This window comes from Actinomyces sp. HMSC08A09 (assembly GCF_001807465.1).
GTDB classification, from domain to species: Bacteria; Actinomycetota; Actinomycetes; order Actinomycetales; family Actinomycetaceae; genus Actinomyces; species Actinomyces oris.
Map to the genome: position 1 here is coordinate 68,532 of NZ_KV789120.1, position 16,883 is coordinate 85,414.

Below are 16,883 nucleotides of genomic sequence, written 5' to 3' on the forward strand. Positions count from 1 at the left end.
CGGGATTGCTGTCCCCGACGGCGTCGAATGGCCCCGCCCGGAACGACACGCGCCCGGCCGCGTGAAATGTCCCCGCCCGCGAAGTGCCCGGCTCGGCGTTAATGGATGGTGAAGGTGATCCCGGTGAAGTCCGCGATGCGGGGGACGTGCGAGCCGGCCTCGGGGACGCCGTCGCCCACGAGGAGGATCTGTGCGCCGGCGCGCCGGGCGGAGGTGTAGCCGGAGGGAGCATCCTCCAGCACCAGGCAGGAGGAGATCGGCACCCCCAGGAGCTCGGCGGCTTTGAGATAGGGGTCGGGATCGGGCTTACCGCGCTCGACGTCGCCGGCGGAGACGACCACTGGGGGAATGGGGACGCCGGCTTCCTCCATGCGCACCCGCATGAGCGCGATCGGCGCGGAGGTCACCAGGGCCAACGGAACGCCGGCATCGATCAGGGTCGTCATGAAGGCTGCGGCGCCGGGAATCTCCGCCATCCGCCCTGCGGTCTGCGTGATCTCCTCACGGGCGAAGCGCTGGTAGATGGCGCCCCGCTCCTCGGCCGTCAGCTCCGGCAGGAACCGCTGGATCGTGTCGAGCCCGGTGCGGCCGGGGGAGTAGGCCATGATCTCGTCGAAGCGTTCACTCATGCCGTGGTCCCGGGCGAAGGAGGCCCACATCGACTCCACGACCGCTGAGGAGTCCACCAGCGTGCCGTCCATATCGCACAGAAGCGCCTTGGCACTGCTCAGGGGCGTCTGCCCCTCGGCGGCCCTTCCCGATGACGACCACAGTTGAACGGACATGACGCCTCCTGGGGCGGAATCGACGTGAGCAGCACTGTCAGCCTAACGAAGCGGGCATGAACCTGCGCCGCGACGTGGTGCTCAGCGGATACCCGAGGCCTCGATGGGCGCCTGTTCGGCGTCCGTCTCTCCAGGCGATAGTCTGGCCCCGTGAGCGACCCCCTCATTCTCGGCATCGAGTCCACCTGCGATGAGACCGGCGTGGCCCTCGTGCGCGGCCGTGAGCTTCTCGCCGATGTCACCGCCACCTCCATGGACCAGTACGCGCGCTTCGGCGGCATCATCCCCGAGATCGCCTCACGCGCCCACCTGGAGTCCTTCCTGCCGACCCTCGACGCCGCGCTGGAGAAGGCCGGGGTCGACCTCAGTGAGGTCGACGCCGTCGCCGTGTGCGCCGGCCCCGGACTCATCGGCTCCCTGACCGTCGGCATCTCCGCCGCCAAGGCCCTGGCCGCGAGCCTGAACCGGCCGATCTACGGCGTCAACCACGTCATCGGCCACCTGGCGGTCGATGAGCTGGTCGACGGCCCCCTGCCGGAGCGCTTCGTCGGACTCATCGTCTCCGGCGGCCACTCGAACCTCCTGAGCATCCGCAACGTCGCCACCGACGTCGTCGAGCTCGGCGGCACTCTCGACGACGCCGCCGGCGAGGCCTTCGACAAGGTCGGCCGCCTCCTGGGCCTGCCCTACCCCGGCGGCCCGCACGTGGACCGGCTCTCCCAGGAGGGCGACCGCGGCGCCATCCGCTTCCCCCGAGGGCTGGCCGCGGGCAAGGACAAGGAGCGCCACCGCTACGACTTCTCCTTCTCCGGCCTCAAGACCGCCGTAGCCCGCTACGTGGAGTCCCTGGAGGACTCCGACCAGAAGGTGCCCAGTGCCGACGTCTGCGCCGCCTTCTCCGAGGCCGTCAACGACTCCCTGACCGCCAAGGCGGTCCAGGCCTGCCTGGACACCGGCTGCGACACGCTCGTCGTCGGGGGCGGGTACTCGGCCAACTCCTGCCTGCGCTCCCTGGCGGCCGAGCGCTGCGAGGAGGCCGGCATCACCCTGCGCCTGCCACCACTGCGCTTCTGCACCGACAACGGCGCCCAGATCGCAGCCCTGGGGTCAGCGGCCGTGCGGGCCGGCGTCGCCCCCAGCCCCATGGACTTCGCCCCGGACTCGGGGATGCCGCTGGACGTCAGCGTCGCCCACTGAAGTCGCCCCTGACGCCGACTTCCCTCCCGTATCCGTTGCGCTCGGGGGCAGGCCCACGGCCACTCCCCGGATGATGATCTCGATCTTGCGGTCCAGGCCGCCGCGCTCCAGCCAGCTCTCGTTGGGCGTCAGCGCCTCGGGCAGGGGAGGGTTCCCGGCGGCGGCCGCGAACCGGCTGGTCTCCTCCAGACCCGTGGGCCCGCCCAGCCCCGAGAGGGCAACCGGGGAGCGCATGACCTCAATCTGCGCGTGCGTGGAGATGACGGTGTCGCCGACGAAGTCCAGGACCACCCCGGCCTCCTCGACCCCCAGGCCGCCGTCGACCAGGACCTGGCACGCCTGAGCCACGGGGGCGGCGAAGAGCTGGTGGGCCCACGGCACCCCCATGATGACTCCGGCCAGACCGGGGTAGCGCTCCAGCATCGCCCAAATGGCCTCGGCGTGGGCCCGCACCGCATCGGGCCAGCGCCTCCCGGCGCCCGGAGTCTCCACCTCGGCGGCGATCCTCTCCAGGCAGGCGGCCAGCAGATCCTCGCGCGAGGAGATCGTGCGGTACAGCCCGGAGACCGCCACTCCCAGGTGCTTGGCCACCGCCGTGAGCGTGAACTCCGCGATGCCGATCTCGAGGGCGGCATCGACGACGTCGTCGCGCGAGAAGCCCGGTCTCGGTCCGGTCGGTCGGCCCAGTCGCACAGATCGTGTCATGGCAGCACCGTAATGGTCCGTGCGAGCTGTTGCCCGAGGTTCAGCGGCGAGAGTAAGGTAGACCTCACTAAGTTCTGAAAGCCATTCAGAATTAGGGTCGACGGAAGGTTGGGATACCTGATGAGCACGCGGACACAGTCGTCAGCTCCGGGATCCTCGCCGCATCCATCGCCCGCGCCGTCGTCGCCGCCCTCAGCCGGTGCAGCAGCGCCTGACGACGCAGCTGAGCCGACCCCTCAGGGCAACGCCCAGCGCTCGCGCGAGGGGCAGGCAGCCATCGCCCGCCTCGGCGCCCCCGTGCGCACCCGCCTGCGGATCGGTCAGGTCCTCGTCCTGCTCTCCGCGGTCCTGGCGGTGGCCCCCTACATCGCACTGGTCCAGCTCGGCGATATCCTGCTGCGCGCCCACCGGGCGGGCCTGAGCCCGGATCCTCAGCAGGTGTCAGGCGTGGTCATGGTGCTCGTGAGCGCCTACTCCACCCGCCTGCTGCTGTACTTCCTGGCGCTGCTCATCACCCACCTGGCTGACCTGTCCCTGCGCGACCGCCTGCGCCGCGACATCGTTGCGCGCATCTCCCACGCCCCGCTGTCCTGGTTCACCGCCTCCACCTCCGGGCGCCTGCGCAAGGCCGTTCAGGACGACACGACCCTCGTCCACACCGTCATCGCCCACGGTCCCGTCGAGCGCCTCAACGCCATCGTCACCCCGCTGGCCCTGCTGGGGTGCGCCTTCTGGATCGACTGGCGGCTGGCCTTGCTGGCCGTCTCCGCACTCGTCCTCTACGTGCTCACCTACTCGGTGTCCATGCGTGGCATGAACGAGAAGACCGTGGAGATGGACCGCAAGCTGGCCGCCATCTCCTCGGCCATGGTCGAGTTCGTCTCCGGGATCGGCGTGGTCAAGGCCTTCGGACGCGTGGGACGAGCACACTCGGCCTACCTCACCGCTGCGGACGAGTTCTCCGCCTTCTACCGCGCCTGGGCGATGCCCCTGGTGACCGTCACCTGCCTGTCCTTCACCTGGGTCTCCATCCCCGTGCTGCTCCTGGTCAACCTCGGCGGTGGGGCGCTGCTCATCCACGCCGGGGCCGTCACCCTGCCCCAGGTCCTGGCCACGACCCTCGTCGCCCTGGTCCTGCCCGCCGCCCTCATCACCATCGCCTCGATCTCCTGGTCCTACCAGCTCGCCGGCGCGGCAGCCCTGCGCCTGTGCGAGGTCCTCGACACCCCCGTCCTGCCCACCGCCGACCGGCCCGCACAGCCCCGCGCGGAGCGAGTCGAGATCGACCACGTCTCCTTCTCCTACGGGGAGGTCCTCGCCGTCGACGACGCCTGCCTGACCCTGGAGCCGGGAACCGTGACCGCGTTGCTGGGCCCCTCCGGCTCGGGCAAGTCGACACTGGCCACCCTCATCGCCCGCTTCGCCGACCCCGACGCCGGAGCCGTCCGCATCGGCGGGGTGGACCTGCGGGACATGGACGAGTCCACCCTGTACTCCACCGTCTCCTTCGTCCTCCAGGACGCCCAGCTGCTTGCCACCACCGTGCGCGAGAACATCGCCCTCGGGTGCCCCAAGGCCGATCTGGCGCAGGTGCGCGCCGCCGCCCGCGTGGCCCGCATCCACGAGGAGATCATGGCGCTGCCACAGGGCTACGACACCGTCCTGGGGCAGGACACGGCACTGTCCGGTGGACAGGAGCAGCGCATTGCCATCGCCCGCGCCATCCTGCTGAACACCCCCGTCATCGTGCTCGACGAGGCCACCGCCATGGCCGACCCCGAGTCCGAGGCCGAGATCCAGCAGGCACTGAGCGCCCTGGTCAAGGACCGCACCGTCCTGGTCATCGCCCACCGGCCGGCCGCCGTGCGCGGCGCCGACCGCATCGCCGTCATGGACGGCGGACGCATCGTCGCCGCCGGCACCCACGATGACCTGGCCGATGAGCCCCACTACCGGGCCCTGCTGCGCCAGGCCGGCGAGCTCGAGGGTGCCACAGGATCGAACGTCCACGAGACCACCACCGGGACAGAAGGCCCTTCACTCGCCGACGGCGCGGCCGACAGTCCGGACGACGGTGTGGCTGACAGTGCGGCTGACGGCAGGGTCCTGGCGACGTCGCCCTCCCGCGTCAATGACCGGGATGGGCGGACGGGGGCCGTTCACCCCTTCCCTTCCACCCCCGGCGGATCCTCCCCGCTGGCGGACTCCCTGCTGTCCCGCTTCCGCCGGCTCATGACCGACTCCTCCTGGAGGCAGACCCGAGGGTGCATCGCCCTGGCGGGAGTCAATGGGGTCCTGTCGGGACTGGCGCTGCTGGTGCTGCTGCCCGCCTCAGTGGCTCTGGCGACCGGTGTGCCCCGATGGGGGCTGTCCTTCAGCGGCTGGCTCATCGTGCTGGTCGTTCTCGGTCTCGGCGCGGCCGTCTGCGACTTCCAGGGGCGGCGCATGGGTATGTCAGGGGCGCTGGGCTTCATGCACGACGTCCACCACGCAGTGGGCGACCGGATCGCCCGCCTGCCCCTGCGCTGGTTCACCGCCGACTCCGCCGGCACCCTGTCGCGGGCCGTGAGCCAAGAGATGGTGGCCTTGGGGGAGTCCGCCGCCCACTTCTTGTACCTGCTCACCTCCACTGCTGCCGCATGCGTGGTCGTCGGGGTCGGCTCCTGGGCCTGGGACTGGCGCCTGGGGCTCCTGCTGACGCTGGCCGCGCCCCTGTTCGCCGGACTCGTGGGCCTCTCGCGCCGTCTGCTGGACCGAGGCAAGTCCGTCTCCGAGCCCGCCGAGCGCGAGCTCGCCACCCGCATCGTCGAGATCGCCCGCTGCCAGGGGGCTCTGCGCTCCTGCCGGGCCGCCTCGGGCTACAGCCGCCTGACCGCCGCCTTCGACGACGGGGTCCGTGCCTCCAGGCGCGCCCTGTGGTGGGAGTCCGCCGGCAACCTCGTCAACGGCGCGCTGAGCCAGATCGTCGTCGTCGCCATGATCGTCCTGACCTCCTCGCTGGCCGCCTCCGGCGCCATGGAGCCGCTGGTGGCCATCGCCGTCATCGGCATGTGCCTGCGTTTCACCACCATGCTCGACGACATCGGAGCAGCCGTCATGGGCGTGGAGGAGCGGCGCCAGATGATGAACCACCTCGACGCCGTCATGGACGCCGAGCTCATGGCCGAGCCGCAGGAGCCCAGTGCGCTGCCCGAGCCGGGGGCCGTCGAGCTCGACGACGTTGCCTTCGGCTACCGCCCCGACGAGCCCGTCCTGACCGGGGTCTCGATGAGGGTGCCCGCGCGCACCATGTGCGCGATCGTGGGCCCCTCCGGCAGCGGCAAGACGACCATCGCCCGCCTCGTCGCCCGCTTCTGGGATGTGGACTCGGGAACCGTGCGTGTCGGCGGCACCGACGTGCGCGACATGCCGACATCCCAGCTCATGGAACAACTCTCCATGGTCTTCCAGGACGTCTACCTCTTCGACGACACCCTGGCCGCCAACATCTGTATCGGCAACCCCGCGGCCGACGACGCCCAGGTGCGCTGGGCCGCAGGGCTCGCCGGCGTCACGGAGATCATCCACCGCCTGCCCCATGGATGGGACACGCGCGTGGGAGAGGGCGGACGGGCCCTGTCCGGTGGTGAGCGCCAGCGCGTCTCCATCGCCCGCGCCCTGCTCAAACGAGCCCCGATCGTCCTGCTCGATGAGGCCACCAGCGCGCTGGACGCCGAGAACGAAGCGAATATCGTCGCCGCGATGGAGGAGCTGCGGCGCACCTCGACCCTCATCGTCATCGCCCACAAGCTGGAGACGATTGCCGCCGCCGACCAGGTCATCGTCCTCAACGACGCCGGGCGCATCGCCCAGCGGGGACACCACGATGAGCTCGTGGCCGTCGAGGGGCCCTACCGCAGCTTCTGGGAGCAGCGCATCCGGGCGCGCGGTTGGGCACTCGTCTAGAGGACAAGCGCGAGGGAGGTGCGGCTCAGGACTTGGCCGCCAGCGAGAGCACCTCTGTAGGGCGGAGGGGCCTGCCCGCCCGGGCCTCGGCCAGCAGCAGCCTGACGGCCGCCTCCCGCTGCCCTCCATAGGCCCCGACGGCGGCGATCTGACGCTGGTAGGAGGCCCCCGTCTCCAGCGTGGTGCGCACGGACTCCAGCTCCGCGGCGCAACCGAGATCCTCGGCGACGGGAGCGAGCTCGGTGAGCATCCGCTCAACCGTGTCTCCCACCAGCTCCTCCTCACCGGCGGAGTTGACGATGAGGATCGCGTCCATGCCGTAGCGGGCGGAGCGCCACTTGTTCTCGGCGACGTACCAGTCCGGCAGCGCATCGAGCTCCTCACCCCGGTCCAGGGTGCGGGAGAAGGACTCCACGAGGCACTGGGTTAGTGCCGCCATCCCGGCCAGCTCGGTCAGGTTCGTGGCGGCGTCGCAGGCCCGCACCTCGATGGTTCCCAGGCGCGGCGAGGGGCGCACGTCCCAACGGATCTCGGTGAAGTCCTCGATGACGCCGGTGTGGACCAGGTCCCCGGTGTAGCTCTCCAGCTGCTCCCAGGTGCTGAACTGCTCGGGGGCGCCGGCGGTGGGCAGCTGCTGGAACATCATGGCGCGGTTGTCCGCGTAGCCAGTGTCCGCCCCCGCCCAGAATGGCGAGGAGGCGCTCAGGCACTGCAGGTGGGCGGTACGCGTGAGCAGGGCCTTGAGGATCGGAAGGACCTTGCTCCGGTCCTCGACGCCGACGTGGACGTGGGTGCCGAAGATGAGCATCTGGTGACCCCACAGCCGGGTGCGGTCCACCAGGCGCGCGTAGCGCTCGGCATTGGTCACCTTCTGCACCAGCGGGTCGGCGAAGGGGTGGGTCCCGGCCGAGGCCAGGTCCACGCGCAGGGGATCGGTGACGGAAAGAACGCGGTCGAAGGCGAAGGCGATGTCCTCCATGCACTCGGCCACGGTCCTGCGGGCCCCGGAGACCAGCTCGATGGTGTTGAGCATCATCTCGCCGTGCACGTGCGGGTCCGGGCCCACCTTCTGGAGGATCTCCTCGGCGCACTGGCGCAGGTCGAGGCTGTCGCGGTCGATGAGGGCCAGCTCCCACTCCACCCCCAACGTGGAGCGGGCCGAGCCGGCGAAGGGGAGGGACTGGGGGCGGTGAGCCGGCGACGGCTGAGCGTCGGCAGGAGCGGCGATAGGGCTCGTCGTGTCAGTCGTGTCCTGCATGTCCTGGTCTCCTCGGGTTCCTCGGGGCTTTCGCGGGTGCTGACAGGGGTCTGTTGTCGCGGGAAGGGTTCTGTTACGTCGGTGAGTGAGCCGACGAGACGCCGGTGATCGGTTCGACGACGAGGACGGCGCCCTTCGCCTTGTCTCCCACCCGGGTCAGGATCCAGGTCTCCGACTCCTGACCGCTGAGCCTCAGCGAGGCGCGCAGAGCGTCGGGGGAGACGTCGACTCCGCGCTTGAGGATCTCCAGACGCCCGATACCGAGCTCGCGGCCACGGGAGCGCAGGGCCTTGAGCCGTAGCGGCAGGACCTCGGTGAGACGGAAGGAGCGCACGAAGGAGGCAGTCGCCTCATCGGGCAGGCGCTCTCCGGTGAGGTAGCCGATCCGGGGCCCCACCGGCCTGGCGTCCAGGGTCTCGCACAGGTGGGCGATGAGTCCGGCGCGTACGGCGGCGCCGTCGGGAACGTGGATGATGCTGCCCAGTTCATCGGGCGAGCCGATCGGGTCGACCTGGACCGGCGGCTGTGAGGGGTCGGTGGTGCTGGGATCGACCAGTGTGCAGGCGGCTGGGCCCTGCGCCCCCGAGCGCAGGATCAGTGCGGAGCGCCCGGGCCCCTCCGGTGCCAGCGGACCGCACCAGATGGCCGCCTCGACGACGTCGCCGTCCACGCTCACCCACTGGGTGTGGGCGTCGGCCGGCAGAGCGGCGTGGTCGATGCCGGGAGCGACCTTGACTCCCAGGGCGGGCACGGTCTCGCGCAGCGCGAGCACCTGCGACAGAGCCGGAGACCACTGCTCCGGGTCGGTGATGCGCCACCCGTCGGCGCGGCGGGCGGGGTCGGCGAAGACGGCGTCCACCCCGCGCGCGACCAGGTCGATCTCCAGGGCGTCGGCGCACTCGACGTTCGCGTGGGGGAAGGGCATGAGGTTGATGGTGGCCAGGGCGGCTGCGGCCTCATCTCGGTCCACCGCGAGCACCGGCAGATCGAGCCCTGCCAGGGCAACGGCGTCACCCCCGATCCCACAACCCAGGTCCGCGACCTTCGTCACGCCCGCGGCCGCGTAACGGGCCGCATGGTGGGCCGAGACCGTCAGCCGGGTGGCCTGCTCCAGGCCGTCGGCGGTGAAGAGCATCTGCTGGGCGAAGGGCCCGAACTTCGCTGCGGCCCGCTCGCGCAGGCGCTGCTGCGTCAGCGCAGCCGCCACCAGGGCAGGGGAGTGGCCCTCCTCGCGCAGGGAGCGCCCCAGGGACAGGGCCTCGGAGGGGTCGTAGGGGGGCAGGGAGGACAGAAGCTCCCAGCCCTCGGGGGTCAGGAGGAGCGCAACGTGGTTCTCAGCCATCACCCCCGATCATTCCATGCAGAACCTGCCAGTGGGCGTGATGTTCACTGGGCGGGGCGGAAAGGCGGGTCCAGGCGGGGAGGCCGGGCGGGGGCTCGGGGACCCTCAGACCCCTGAGTGCTGCGCCTGGCAGGTGGTGAGTAGGGTTGTGGCCAAGGCCCCGCGCGCAGGCAGGGCCGAAAGGTGCTGGACGGGAAGGCGGGTGGGTGGCTGATGGCTGAGGAGGAGTCCCGGCTCGGTGCCGGTCAGGGGACTGGCGCCGCTTTAGGGCGCGAGGACGACGGCGTGAGCACAGCCCCAGTCCAGGGGCCTGACGCTGTGGGACACCTCCGGTCGCTTCTGCGTCCACTGGTACGGATCTGTGTGGCAGTCATGGGGGTCGTGGCCCTTTTGGCGGCCGGGGCCAGTGTCTGGGCGTGGACCGTCAGTGCCGGGCACATCGAGATCGCCGGTGAAGGATCCGGCGACGGTGCGGCGGCCAGGGCACCGGTGGCGATCGTCCTGGGGGCGGCGGTTCACGCTGACGGGCAGCCCTCACCCTGGCTGGCCCACCGCCTCGACGCCGCCGCCGAGCTCTACACCAGCGGCCGCGTCGAGGCGATCCTGGTCTCCGGGGACAACCGGCGCGCCGGCTACGACGAGCCCACTGTCATGCGCAGCTACCTCCTCTCCCGGGGGATCCCCGAGCAGGCGATCGCCTTGGACTACGCGGGCTTCGACACCTACGACACCTGCGTGCGGGCACGCAGGATTTTCGGGATCGAGCGGGCTCTGCTCGTGACCCAAGACTTCCATGAGCCGCGCGCAGTCGCCATCTGCCGCTCAGTCGGACTCGACGTTGACGGTGTCGGAGACTCGCGGGCCCGCAGCGACCGCATCGGGTGGACGGTCAGCTGGACGCGCGAGCGAGCGGCGGCGATCAAGGCCGTCGTCGATGTCGTCTCTCGACGAGACCCGACCCTGGGGCGCCAGGAGACGAGCGTCAAGGAGGCTGTCGCCTGGACCCGGGAGCACCGGCGCTGACGAGGGCTGACGCCCACGGCGAAACCGCCGCCACGCTTTGGCACTCGCGTTGACTGAGTGCTAACGCCGTCGTAGATTCTCCGTCAGGCGCAGCGGAGTGCTCGCCCGGTCCTGGGACGCGGGGCGGGCACCTTCTGCGACTCGCACTCCTGCATCGTGCCGGACCGACCCCCGCGACGGCGGTCGGGTACGTCTGGGGAGGGCGAACAAGCCGTTCTACTGCACGTTGAAGAGAAGGAGGAGGTCTCCAATGTCGATCTCCATCAAGCCGCTCGAGGACCGTATCGTCGTCCAGACCGCTGAGGCCGAGCAGACCACCGCATCCGGCCTGGTCATCCCCGACACCGCCAAGGAGAAGCCCCAGGAGGGCAAGGTCGTGGCCGTGGGCCCGGGTCGCATTGACGACTCCGGCAACCGCGTGCCCGTCGATGTCGCCGAGGGTGACGTCGTCATCTACTCCAAGTACGGGGGCACCGAGGTCAGCTACGCCGGTGAGGACTACCTCATCCTGTCGGCGCGCGACGTCCTGGCGGTCGTCACCAAGTGACCCGTTGAGGTCGTGTGCGCCGACTGGCGCCACGGCACGTTGAAGGGGGAGGCACCTTGGGGTGCCTCCCCCTTCAACGCGTGCGCACAGTGCCTGCTGTATGGAGGCGCCATGTCTTGACGATTGTTGTGAGTTGGAAACGTCCGTGCTGTCGATTCCCTGAAACAGGGCGGAGCGTTAGGCCGGTTCGTCGGCGAAACGGCGTGCCTGCCGCTCGTAGTAAGCGCGCCGCTCCTCCTCGCTCATGCCTCCCCAGACGCCATAGGGCTCGCGAGTGCTCAGGGCGTGGTCCCGGCACTCTTCCAGGACGGGGCAGTCCTGACAAATGGCCTTTGCTCGTTCGTCCCGCCGTCGACGGGAACCGCCTCTCTCTCCTTCGGGATGGAAGAAAACCGAGGAGTCCATGCCGAGGCAGGACCCCCGGTACTGCCACTCCCAGAGGGTGGAGATCGGACCGGGCAGACGCGATGAGTCGTGCATTGCCTCCCTCCCCTCCTTTGGATATGGCGGTCGGGCACACCGAACGTGGTGCGCTATATCTAACGATAAGATCGCGCGGTGCGTTAATCAAGAAGAATCATTCTATCTCACAATGAAATTTTCTCCAGATTTGCTGGATGTCTGCGTTCTGACTGTCTGAAAACGTGCGCCAGAATATGGCGCTCGAATAGCAGAAACGTTTTGTGAATGATGTATGTCTGAGGAGCATCTTTTTTCTGAAACGTTCCGCATTCATTGTTGCTTTATTTCTGGGACGCTCGTCACCTCGGCGAGGGGGCGGCTCTGCTCCGCCGGGCGCTTCGGTGTCGGGGGTCGGTGCCGGTGGCTGGTGGGGCGGACAGGCCGGTGCCGGCGGATATGCACAGGGGGGTCAGGTCGTCCTACGATGGCCCCGTGAGCGACTCGATCACCAGCCCTGACGTCTTTGCCCCCACCGGACTCACTTACGACGACGTGCTCCTGCTGCCCAGGCTGACCGACGTCATCCCCTCCGAGGTCGATACGACCTCCAGACTGACCCCGAGGATCAGCCTGGCCACCCCGCTGCTCTCGGCCGCGATGGACACGGTCACCGAGTCGGACATGGCCATTGCCATGGCTCGCCAAGGTGGTATCGGCATCCTCCACCGCAACCTGTCCATCGAGGACCAGGCCCAGCAGGTGCGACGCGTCAAGCGCTCGGAGTCCGGCATGGTCACCGACCCGGTGACCGTCGGACCGGATGCCACCATCGCCCAGCTCGACGAGCTCTGCGGCCACTACAAGGTTTCCGGCCTACCCGTCGTCGATGCGGGAGGCAACCTTCAGGGGATCATCACCAACCGCGACCTGCGCTTCGTCCCCCCGGAGCGCTGGGCGAGCCTGACCGTGCGCGAGTGCATGACGCCGCGTGATCGCCTCATCACCGGCGAGACCGGCATCTCTCGGGAGGACGCCAAGGCGCTCCTGGCTGAGCACCGCATCGAGAAGCTGCCCCTGGTCGATGCCGAGGGGCGCCTCACCGGTCTCATCACCGTCAAGGACTTCGTCAAGACCGAGCAGTACCCCCACGCCACCAAGGACGCCGAGGGGCGCCTCGTAGTGGGCGCCGCCGTCGGCTACTGGGGAGACACGTGGGAGCGTGCCAGTGCCCTGGCTGAGGCCGGCGTGGATGTCCTCATCGTCGACACCGCTAACGGCGGTGCCAAGCTGGCCCTGGAGATGATCTCCCGCCTCAAGTCCGATTCCGCCTTCGACGGCATCGAGGTCATCGGCGGAAACGTCGCTACCCGTGAGGGGGCTCAGGCGCTCATCGACGCCGGGGCCGACGCCGTCAAGGTCGGGGTGGGGCCGGGCTCGATCTGCACCACGCGCGTCGTCGCCGGCGTGGGTGTGCCCCAGGTGACGGCCATCTACGAGGCGGCTCGCGCCTGCAAGCCCGCCGGGGTCCCCCTCATCGCCGACGGCGGCCTGCAGTACTCCGGTGACATCGCCAAGGCCCTGGTGGCCGGGGCGGAGACGGTCATGCTCGGCTCTCTGCTGGCGGGCTGCACGGAGTCTCCCGGCGACCTTGTCTTCGTCAACGGCAAGCAGTGGAAGCGCTACCGCGGCATGGGGTCACTGGGCGCCATGAGCTCGCGTGGGCGTACCTCCTACTCCAAGGACCGCTACTTCCAGGCCGACGTCTCCTCGGACTCCAAGATCGTCCCCGAGGGCATTGAGGGGCAGGTCCCCTACTCCGGAGCGCTGGGCGACGTTGTCTACCAGCTCATGGGCGGGCTGCACCAGTCCATGTTCTACGTGGGTGCGCGTACGATCCCCGAGCTCAAGGAGCGCGGCCAGTTCGTGCGGATCACGAGCGCCGGTCTCAAGGAGTCCCACCCCCACGACGTCAAGATGACCGTCGAGGCCCCCAACTACACCGGCCGCGACGGGGTCTGAGACATCGCAGCCCGTTGACCAGACAGGCTCAGCAGAACCTTGCCGCGCAGGGAGCCGGCCGGAGCGATCCGGCCGGCTCCCTGCGTATGGGCGTGCCTGCCGTTTGTGCGGCAGGGGTGCTTGGAGGGGCTCAGTGCGTGGGGGAGTCCGGCAGCGGCCAGGCGGTCTGGGCCGGGGTCCGCGAGGGGTTCTTGCGTGCCAGCCACTCGTTGAAGGACTCCGCCCAGGTGCGGTGGGCGCGGGCCTGGTAGGCCACGAGCTCATCGGGGCTGAGCTCTGAGAGCTGCGGGTGGGCCGCGGCCAGGGCCTCGAGCACATCGAGTGTGGCGGCCACGTCCACCTCCGCGGTGTGCAGGGCCTCATCGACGTGCACGCCGTAGACCTCGCAGAGGTCGCCCAGGCGGCGTTTGCCGCGGCGGTAGCGGTCCACGGCCCGGTCCAGGACCAGCGGGTCGGCGATGGGCCCCAGCTCTCGGCCAAGGCGAGAGCGCATCGTGGGCAGCCCGTGGCGAGCGAGCTCGGCCTCCATGAGTGTGAGGTCGTAGGAGGCGTTGAAGGCGACGACCGGGGTGCCGGCCGCCATCGCCTCCACCAGGTGCTCACTGACCTCTGCCAGCACCTCGGTCACCGGCCGCCCCTCGGCGCGGGCCCGCTCGGTGGTCACGCCGTGGACCGCGGCGGCGGCCTCGGGGATCTCCACGCCGGGATCGGCGAGCCACGTGGCCACAGACTGCGGCCGGACTCCGTCGGCCCGAGGAGCCGCCCGCCAGACGAGCGCCGCCGTGACCAGACGGTCGCCGGAAGGGTCCACTCCGGTGGTCTCAGTGTCGAAGCCGAGCAGGGGGCCGAAGGGCCAGGCGGAGGGAACGGGGGTGGCGGCGTCGGACATGGAGGAGGAGTGCGGGGTGCTCATGGGGCCAGCATGCCACCGGGCTGCGACATCAATGCGCCGGTGCCAGTGCGCCTCGGCCGGTGTCCGGTGCCCCCGTGCGCGTGGCCGCCCCGCCGGTCGCTCCGGTGGATACCGGACCGGCCCCACTAGGATCGGGCCATGAGCACAGAGGTCGAGATCGGACGCTCCAAGCGTGCCCTGCGCGCCTACTCCTTCGACGACATCGCCCTGGTGCCGGCGCGCCGCACCCGGGACACCTCCGAGGTGCGCGTGGGCTGGCAGATCGACGCCTACCACGTGGATCTGCCGGTCATGGCCTCCCCCATGGACTCGGTGATGAGTCCCGAGACCGCCATTATGGTGGGGCGCCTGGGCGGGATCGGCGTGCTGGACCTGGAGGGGTTGTGGACCCGCTACGAGGACCCCACCGAGGCGCTCGAGCGCATCCGCCGGGCGGATCCGTCCCGGGCCACCAGCGTCCTGCAGGAGGTCTACCGCGCCCCGGTCAGGCCCGAGCTCATCACTGAGCGGCTCACCCAGATCCGTGCCTCCGGCGTCGTCGTGGCAGGGCGACTCAGCCCCGCCCAGACACAGCGTCACTGGCGCACCGTGGTCGAGGCGGGCGTGGACCTCATGGTCATCCGCGGCTCCTTCGTATCGGCCGAGCACGTCTCGGGATCCGTCGAGCCCCTCAACCTCAAGCGCTTCATCTACGAGCTCGACGTGCCCGTGGTGGTCGGCGGGGTGACCACCTACACCGCCGCCCTCCACCTCATGCGCACCGGCGCGGCCGGAGTCCTCGTGGGGCAGGGTGGCGGCGCCTCCTCCTCCGTGCGCCAGGTCCTGGGGCTGCACATGCCCATGGCCACCGCCGTGGCCGACGTCGCCGGGGCCCGGCGCGACTACCTCGACGAGTCCGGGGGCCGCTACGTCCATGTCATTGCCGACGGCTCGGTGGGCAACTCCGGCGACGTCGTCAAGGCCATCGCCTGCGGCGCGGACGCCGTCATGCTCGGGGCCGCCCTGGCCCGGGCCGAGGAGGCTCCCGGCGGCGGTTACCACTGGGGCGCCGAGGCCCGCCATGAGCGCCTGCCGCGGGGCTTCCGCAGCCACGTGGGCACAGTGGGCACCATGGCCGAGATCCTCAACGGCCCCTCCGACCGCGCTGACGGCACGCTCAACCTCATGGGCGCCCTGCGCCGCACCCTGGCCACCACCGGCTATGCGGACGTCAAGGAGCTCCAGCGGGTCGAGGTCGTCCTGGCGCCATACACCGGTTCTTGAGGAGGCCTCCTCGACGAACCGTGATTTTGAAGGGAGGAACAGTGCAACAGAGCCGTGATCTCGGGTAGTCTCGGCCGGGACAGCAGCCGCTGCGCTGCTCAGATCGGTGTGGGGGCATGATCCGCTTCCCACACTGTTAGCCCCCACATGTCACAAGGAGCTTCACATGGCCCAGGTCACCGCCACCATCGCTTCCAAGGTCGGTCTGCACGCCCGTCCTGCTGCCACCTTCGTCAAGGCCGTCGCCGAGAAGGGCGTCCCGGTCACCATCGCCAAGGAGGGCGGCGCTGCGGTTGACGCCTCCTCCATCCTCGGTGTGATGACCCTGGGCGCCGGCTTCGGCGACGTCGTCACCCTGGCCTCCGATGCCGACGGCGCCGAGGCGGCCCTCGAGGACCTCAAGGCCCTCCTGGAGACCGACCTGGACGCCTGAGAACATGCCCAGCCGGACGGGGCGCGCTCCACTGCGGGGCGCGCCCCGTCCGCGTTGAGACGCAGGCAAGTACCCGTGTCGAAGAGCGTTGCGGACCCGCCATGAGCATTGCCATCGCCCTCGTGCCCTCCCTGCTGTTCGGGGCACTGTCCCTTCTTCTCGGAGCCTTCCCCACCGACATCCGCCGCCAGAACACCGCGGTCATGGTGGGAGCGGGAGCCGTCTCGCTCGGATGCGCCGCCATGCTCGGCTCGCCCTGGTCCCTGAGCGCCACCGTGTGGGGCGTGGCCTGCGGACTCATGTGGACCGGTGGGCAGGTCTTCGTCCTGTGGGCCTTCCGCGCCTGGGGCGTCAGTCGCACCATGCCTCTGACCACCGCCCTCCAGCTCCTGCTCAACGCCACCCTGGGCGTGAGCCTCTTCGGTGAGTGGCGCGCTCCCGGGGCCCTGATCCTGGGGGTGGTGGCGCTCGCGCTCATCATGCTCGGCGCCGCCGCTTGCTCCTGGCAGGAGCGCACCGGCCCCGGTCCCACGGCCGCGCAGCGACGTGACGGTCTGCTGGCCACCGCCGCCTCAGCCGTCCTCTACGGCTCCTACCCCTCGCTGCTGCGCGCCGTCGAGGTACCCCCGGCCCACGCCGTCGGACCCATGGGGCTGGGACTGCTGGCCGGTGCCGGACTGTGCGCCCTCATCCTGCCGCGGCGCGCGCGCCTACGAGGCCCAAGGATCGTTCCGGCCGCGCTCGCCGGGGGCCTGTGGGCGGTCGGTAACGCCCTCATGCTGCGCTCGACGGCGGCCGTTGGGGTGGCCTCCGGCTTCACCCTCTCCCAGCTCGGCTTCGTCCTGGCCACCATCGGTGGTCTGACCATCCTGGGGGAGGAGCGCACCGGGCGGGAACGCACGGCGGTGGCCGCCGGCGTCGCGGCAGCCGTCGTCGGCCTGGTCCTCATGGGGCTGGCGACCGGCATGGACACCGGCGCGTCCCCCTCACAGTAGCCGGTGCTCTGGAGGCGGATCTTCTGACCTGAGTTGCACAGTTTTTAGTGCCCTGT

Annotated in this window: 14 protein-coding genes; 8 read left to right on the forward strand and 6 right to left on the reverse strand. The window is 70.1% G+C overall.

What is annotated here, in order from left to right; genetic code table 11:
• Nucleotides 1-98: 98 nt before the first annotated feature.
• Complete coding sequence (locus HMPREF3165_RS06490) at nucleotides 99-785, reverse strand: HAD family hydrolase (RefSeq protein WP_070511646.1); 687 nt, start codon at nucleotides 783-785, stop codon at nucleotides 99-101.
• A 150-nt stretch (nucleotides 786-935) separates the two neighbouring features.
• Between HMPREF3165_RS06490 and tsaD the strand changes: the two genes are divergently transcribed.
• The gene (gene tsaD / locus HMPREF3165_RS06495) at nucleotides 936-1,982 is read left to right on the forward strand and encodes a tRNA (adenosine(37)-N6)-threonylcarbamoyltransferase complex transferase subunit TsaD (protein WP_070511647.1); all 1,047 of its coding nucleotides are present in this window, start codon (nucleotides 936-938) and stop codon (nucleotides 1,980-1,982) included.
• Here tsaD and HMPREF3165_RS12875 read toward each other — a convergent pair.
• On the reverse strand, nucleotides 1,893-2,687 hold the full coding sequence (locus HMPREF3165_RS12875) for a TetR/AcrR family transcriptional regulator (protein ID WP_101586532.1): 795 nt from the start codon (nucleotides 2,685-2,687) through the stop codon (nucleotides 1,893-1,895). The two genes, tsaD and HMPREF3165_RS12875, sit on opposite strands and share 90 nt — an antisense overlap.
• Nucleotides 2,688-2,807: 120 nt before the next feature.
• Between HMPREF3165_RS12875 and HMPREF3165_RS12880 the strand changes: the two genes are divergently transcribed.
• The gene (locus tag HMPREF3165_RS12880; RefSeq protein ID WP_083303229.1) at nucleotides 2,808-6,632 is read left to right on the forward strand and encodes an ABC transporter ATP-binding protein; all 3,825 of its coding nucleotides are present in this window, start codon (nucleotides 2,808-2,810) and stop codon (nucleotides 6,630-6,632) included.
• A 25-nt stretch (nucleotides 6,633-6,657) separates the two neighbouring features.
• Here HMPREF3165_RS12880 and HMPREF3165_RS06510 read toward each other — a convergent pair whose 3' ends face one another.
• Both HMPREF3165_RS06510 and HMPREF3165_RS06515 read right to left on the reverse strand, forming a co-directional pair.
• Nucleotides 6,658-7,890: a glutamate--cysteine ligase gene (locus HMPREF3165_RS06510; RefSeq protein WP_176747012.1), complete on the reverse strand. Its 1,233-nt coding sequence runs from the start codon at nucleotides 7,888-7,890 to the stop codon at nucleotides 6,658-6,660.
• A gap of 73 nt (nucleotides 7,891-7,963) precedes the next feature.
• The gene (locus HMPREF3165_RS06515) at nucleotides 7,964-9,232 is read right to left on the reverse strand and encodes a class I SAM-dependent methyltransferase (RefSeq protein ID WP_070511669.1); all 1,269 of its coding nucleotides are present in this window, start codon (nucleotides 9,230-9,232) and stop codon (nucleotides 7,964-7,966) included.
• 363 nt (nucleotides 9,233-9,595) lie between these two features.
• Between HMPREF3165_RS06515 and HMPREF3165_RS06520 the strand changes: the two genes are divergently transcribed.
• Nucleotides 9,596-10,255, forward strand: coding sequence for a SanA/YdcF family protein (locus HMPREF3165_RS06520; protein WP_083303230.1), 660 nt, complete (start codon nucleotides 9,596-9,598; stop codon nucleotides 10,253-10,255).
• A 250-nt stretch (nucleotides 10,256-10,505) separates the two neighbouring features.
• Entirely contained in the window at nucleotides 10,506-10,802 is a 297-nt protein-coding gene (gene groES / locus HMPREF3165_RS06525; protein WP_003789398.1) for a co-chaperone GroES, read from the forward strand.
• 177 nt (nucleotides 10,803-10,979) lie between these two features.
• Here groES and HMPREF3165_RS06530 read toward each other — a convergent pair whose 3' ends face one another.
• Complete coding sequence (locus HMPREF3165_RS06530) at nucleotides 10,980-11,282, reverse strand: WhiB family transcriptional regulator (RefSeq protein WP_070511650.1); 303 nt, start codon at nucleotides 11,280-11,282, stop codon at nucleotides 10,980-10,982.
• A gap of 378 nt (nucleotides 11,283-11,660) precedes the next feature.
• Between HMPREF3165_RS06530 and guaB the strand changes: the two genes are divergently transcribed.
• Nucleotides 11,661-13,223: an IMP dehydrogenase gene (guaB, locus tag HMPREF3165_RS06535; RefSeq protein WP_176747013.1), complete on the forward strand. Its 1,563-nt coding sequence runs from the start codon at nucleotides 11,661-11,663 to the stop codon at nucleotides 13,221-13,223.
• 130 nt (nucleotides 13,224-13,353) lie between these two features.
• On the opposite strand, the gene HMPREF3165_RS06540 is transcribed toward guaB, so the two are convergent.
• Nucleotides 13,354-14,136: an exonuclease domain-containing protein gene (locus tag HMPREF3165_RS06540; protein ID WP_070511657.1), complete on the reverse strand. Its 783-nt coding sequence runs from the start codon at nucleotides 14,134-14,136 to the stop codon at nucleotides 13,354-13,356.
• Between the two features lie 138 nt (nucleotides 14,137-14,274).
• Here HMPREF3165_RS06540 and HMPREF3165_RS06545 point away from each other — a divergent pair, with 138 nt between their 5' ends.
• The 3 genes from HMPREF3165_RS06545 to HMPREF3165_RS06555 all read left to right on the forward strand — a co-directional run bounded on the left by HMPREF3165_RS06545 (nucleotide 14,275) and on the right by HMPREF3165_RS06555 (nucleotide 16,827).
• Entirely contained in the window at nucleotides 14,275-15,399 is a 1,125-nt protein-coding gene (locus HMPREF3165_RS06545) for a GuaB3 family IMP dehydrogenase-related protein (protein ID WP_065362052.1), read from the forward strand.
• Between the two features lie 166 nt (nucleotides 15,400-15,565).
• Entirely contained in the window at nucleotides 15,566-15,832 is a 267-nt protein-coding gene (locus HMPREF3165_RS06550; protein WP_010614584.1) for an HPr family phosphocarrier protein, read from the forward strand.
• Between the two features lie 101 nt (nucleotides 15,833-15,933).
• Entirely contained in the window at nucleotides 15,934-16,827 is an 894-nt protein-coding gene (locus HMPREF3165_RS06555; protein ID WP_070511659.1) for a GRP family sugar transporter, read from the forward strand.
• The last annotated feature ends 56 nt before the right edge of the window (nucleotides 16,828-16,883 follow it).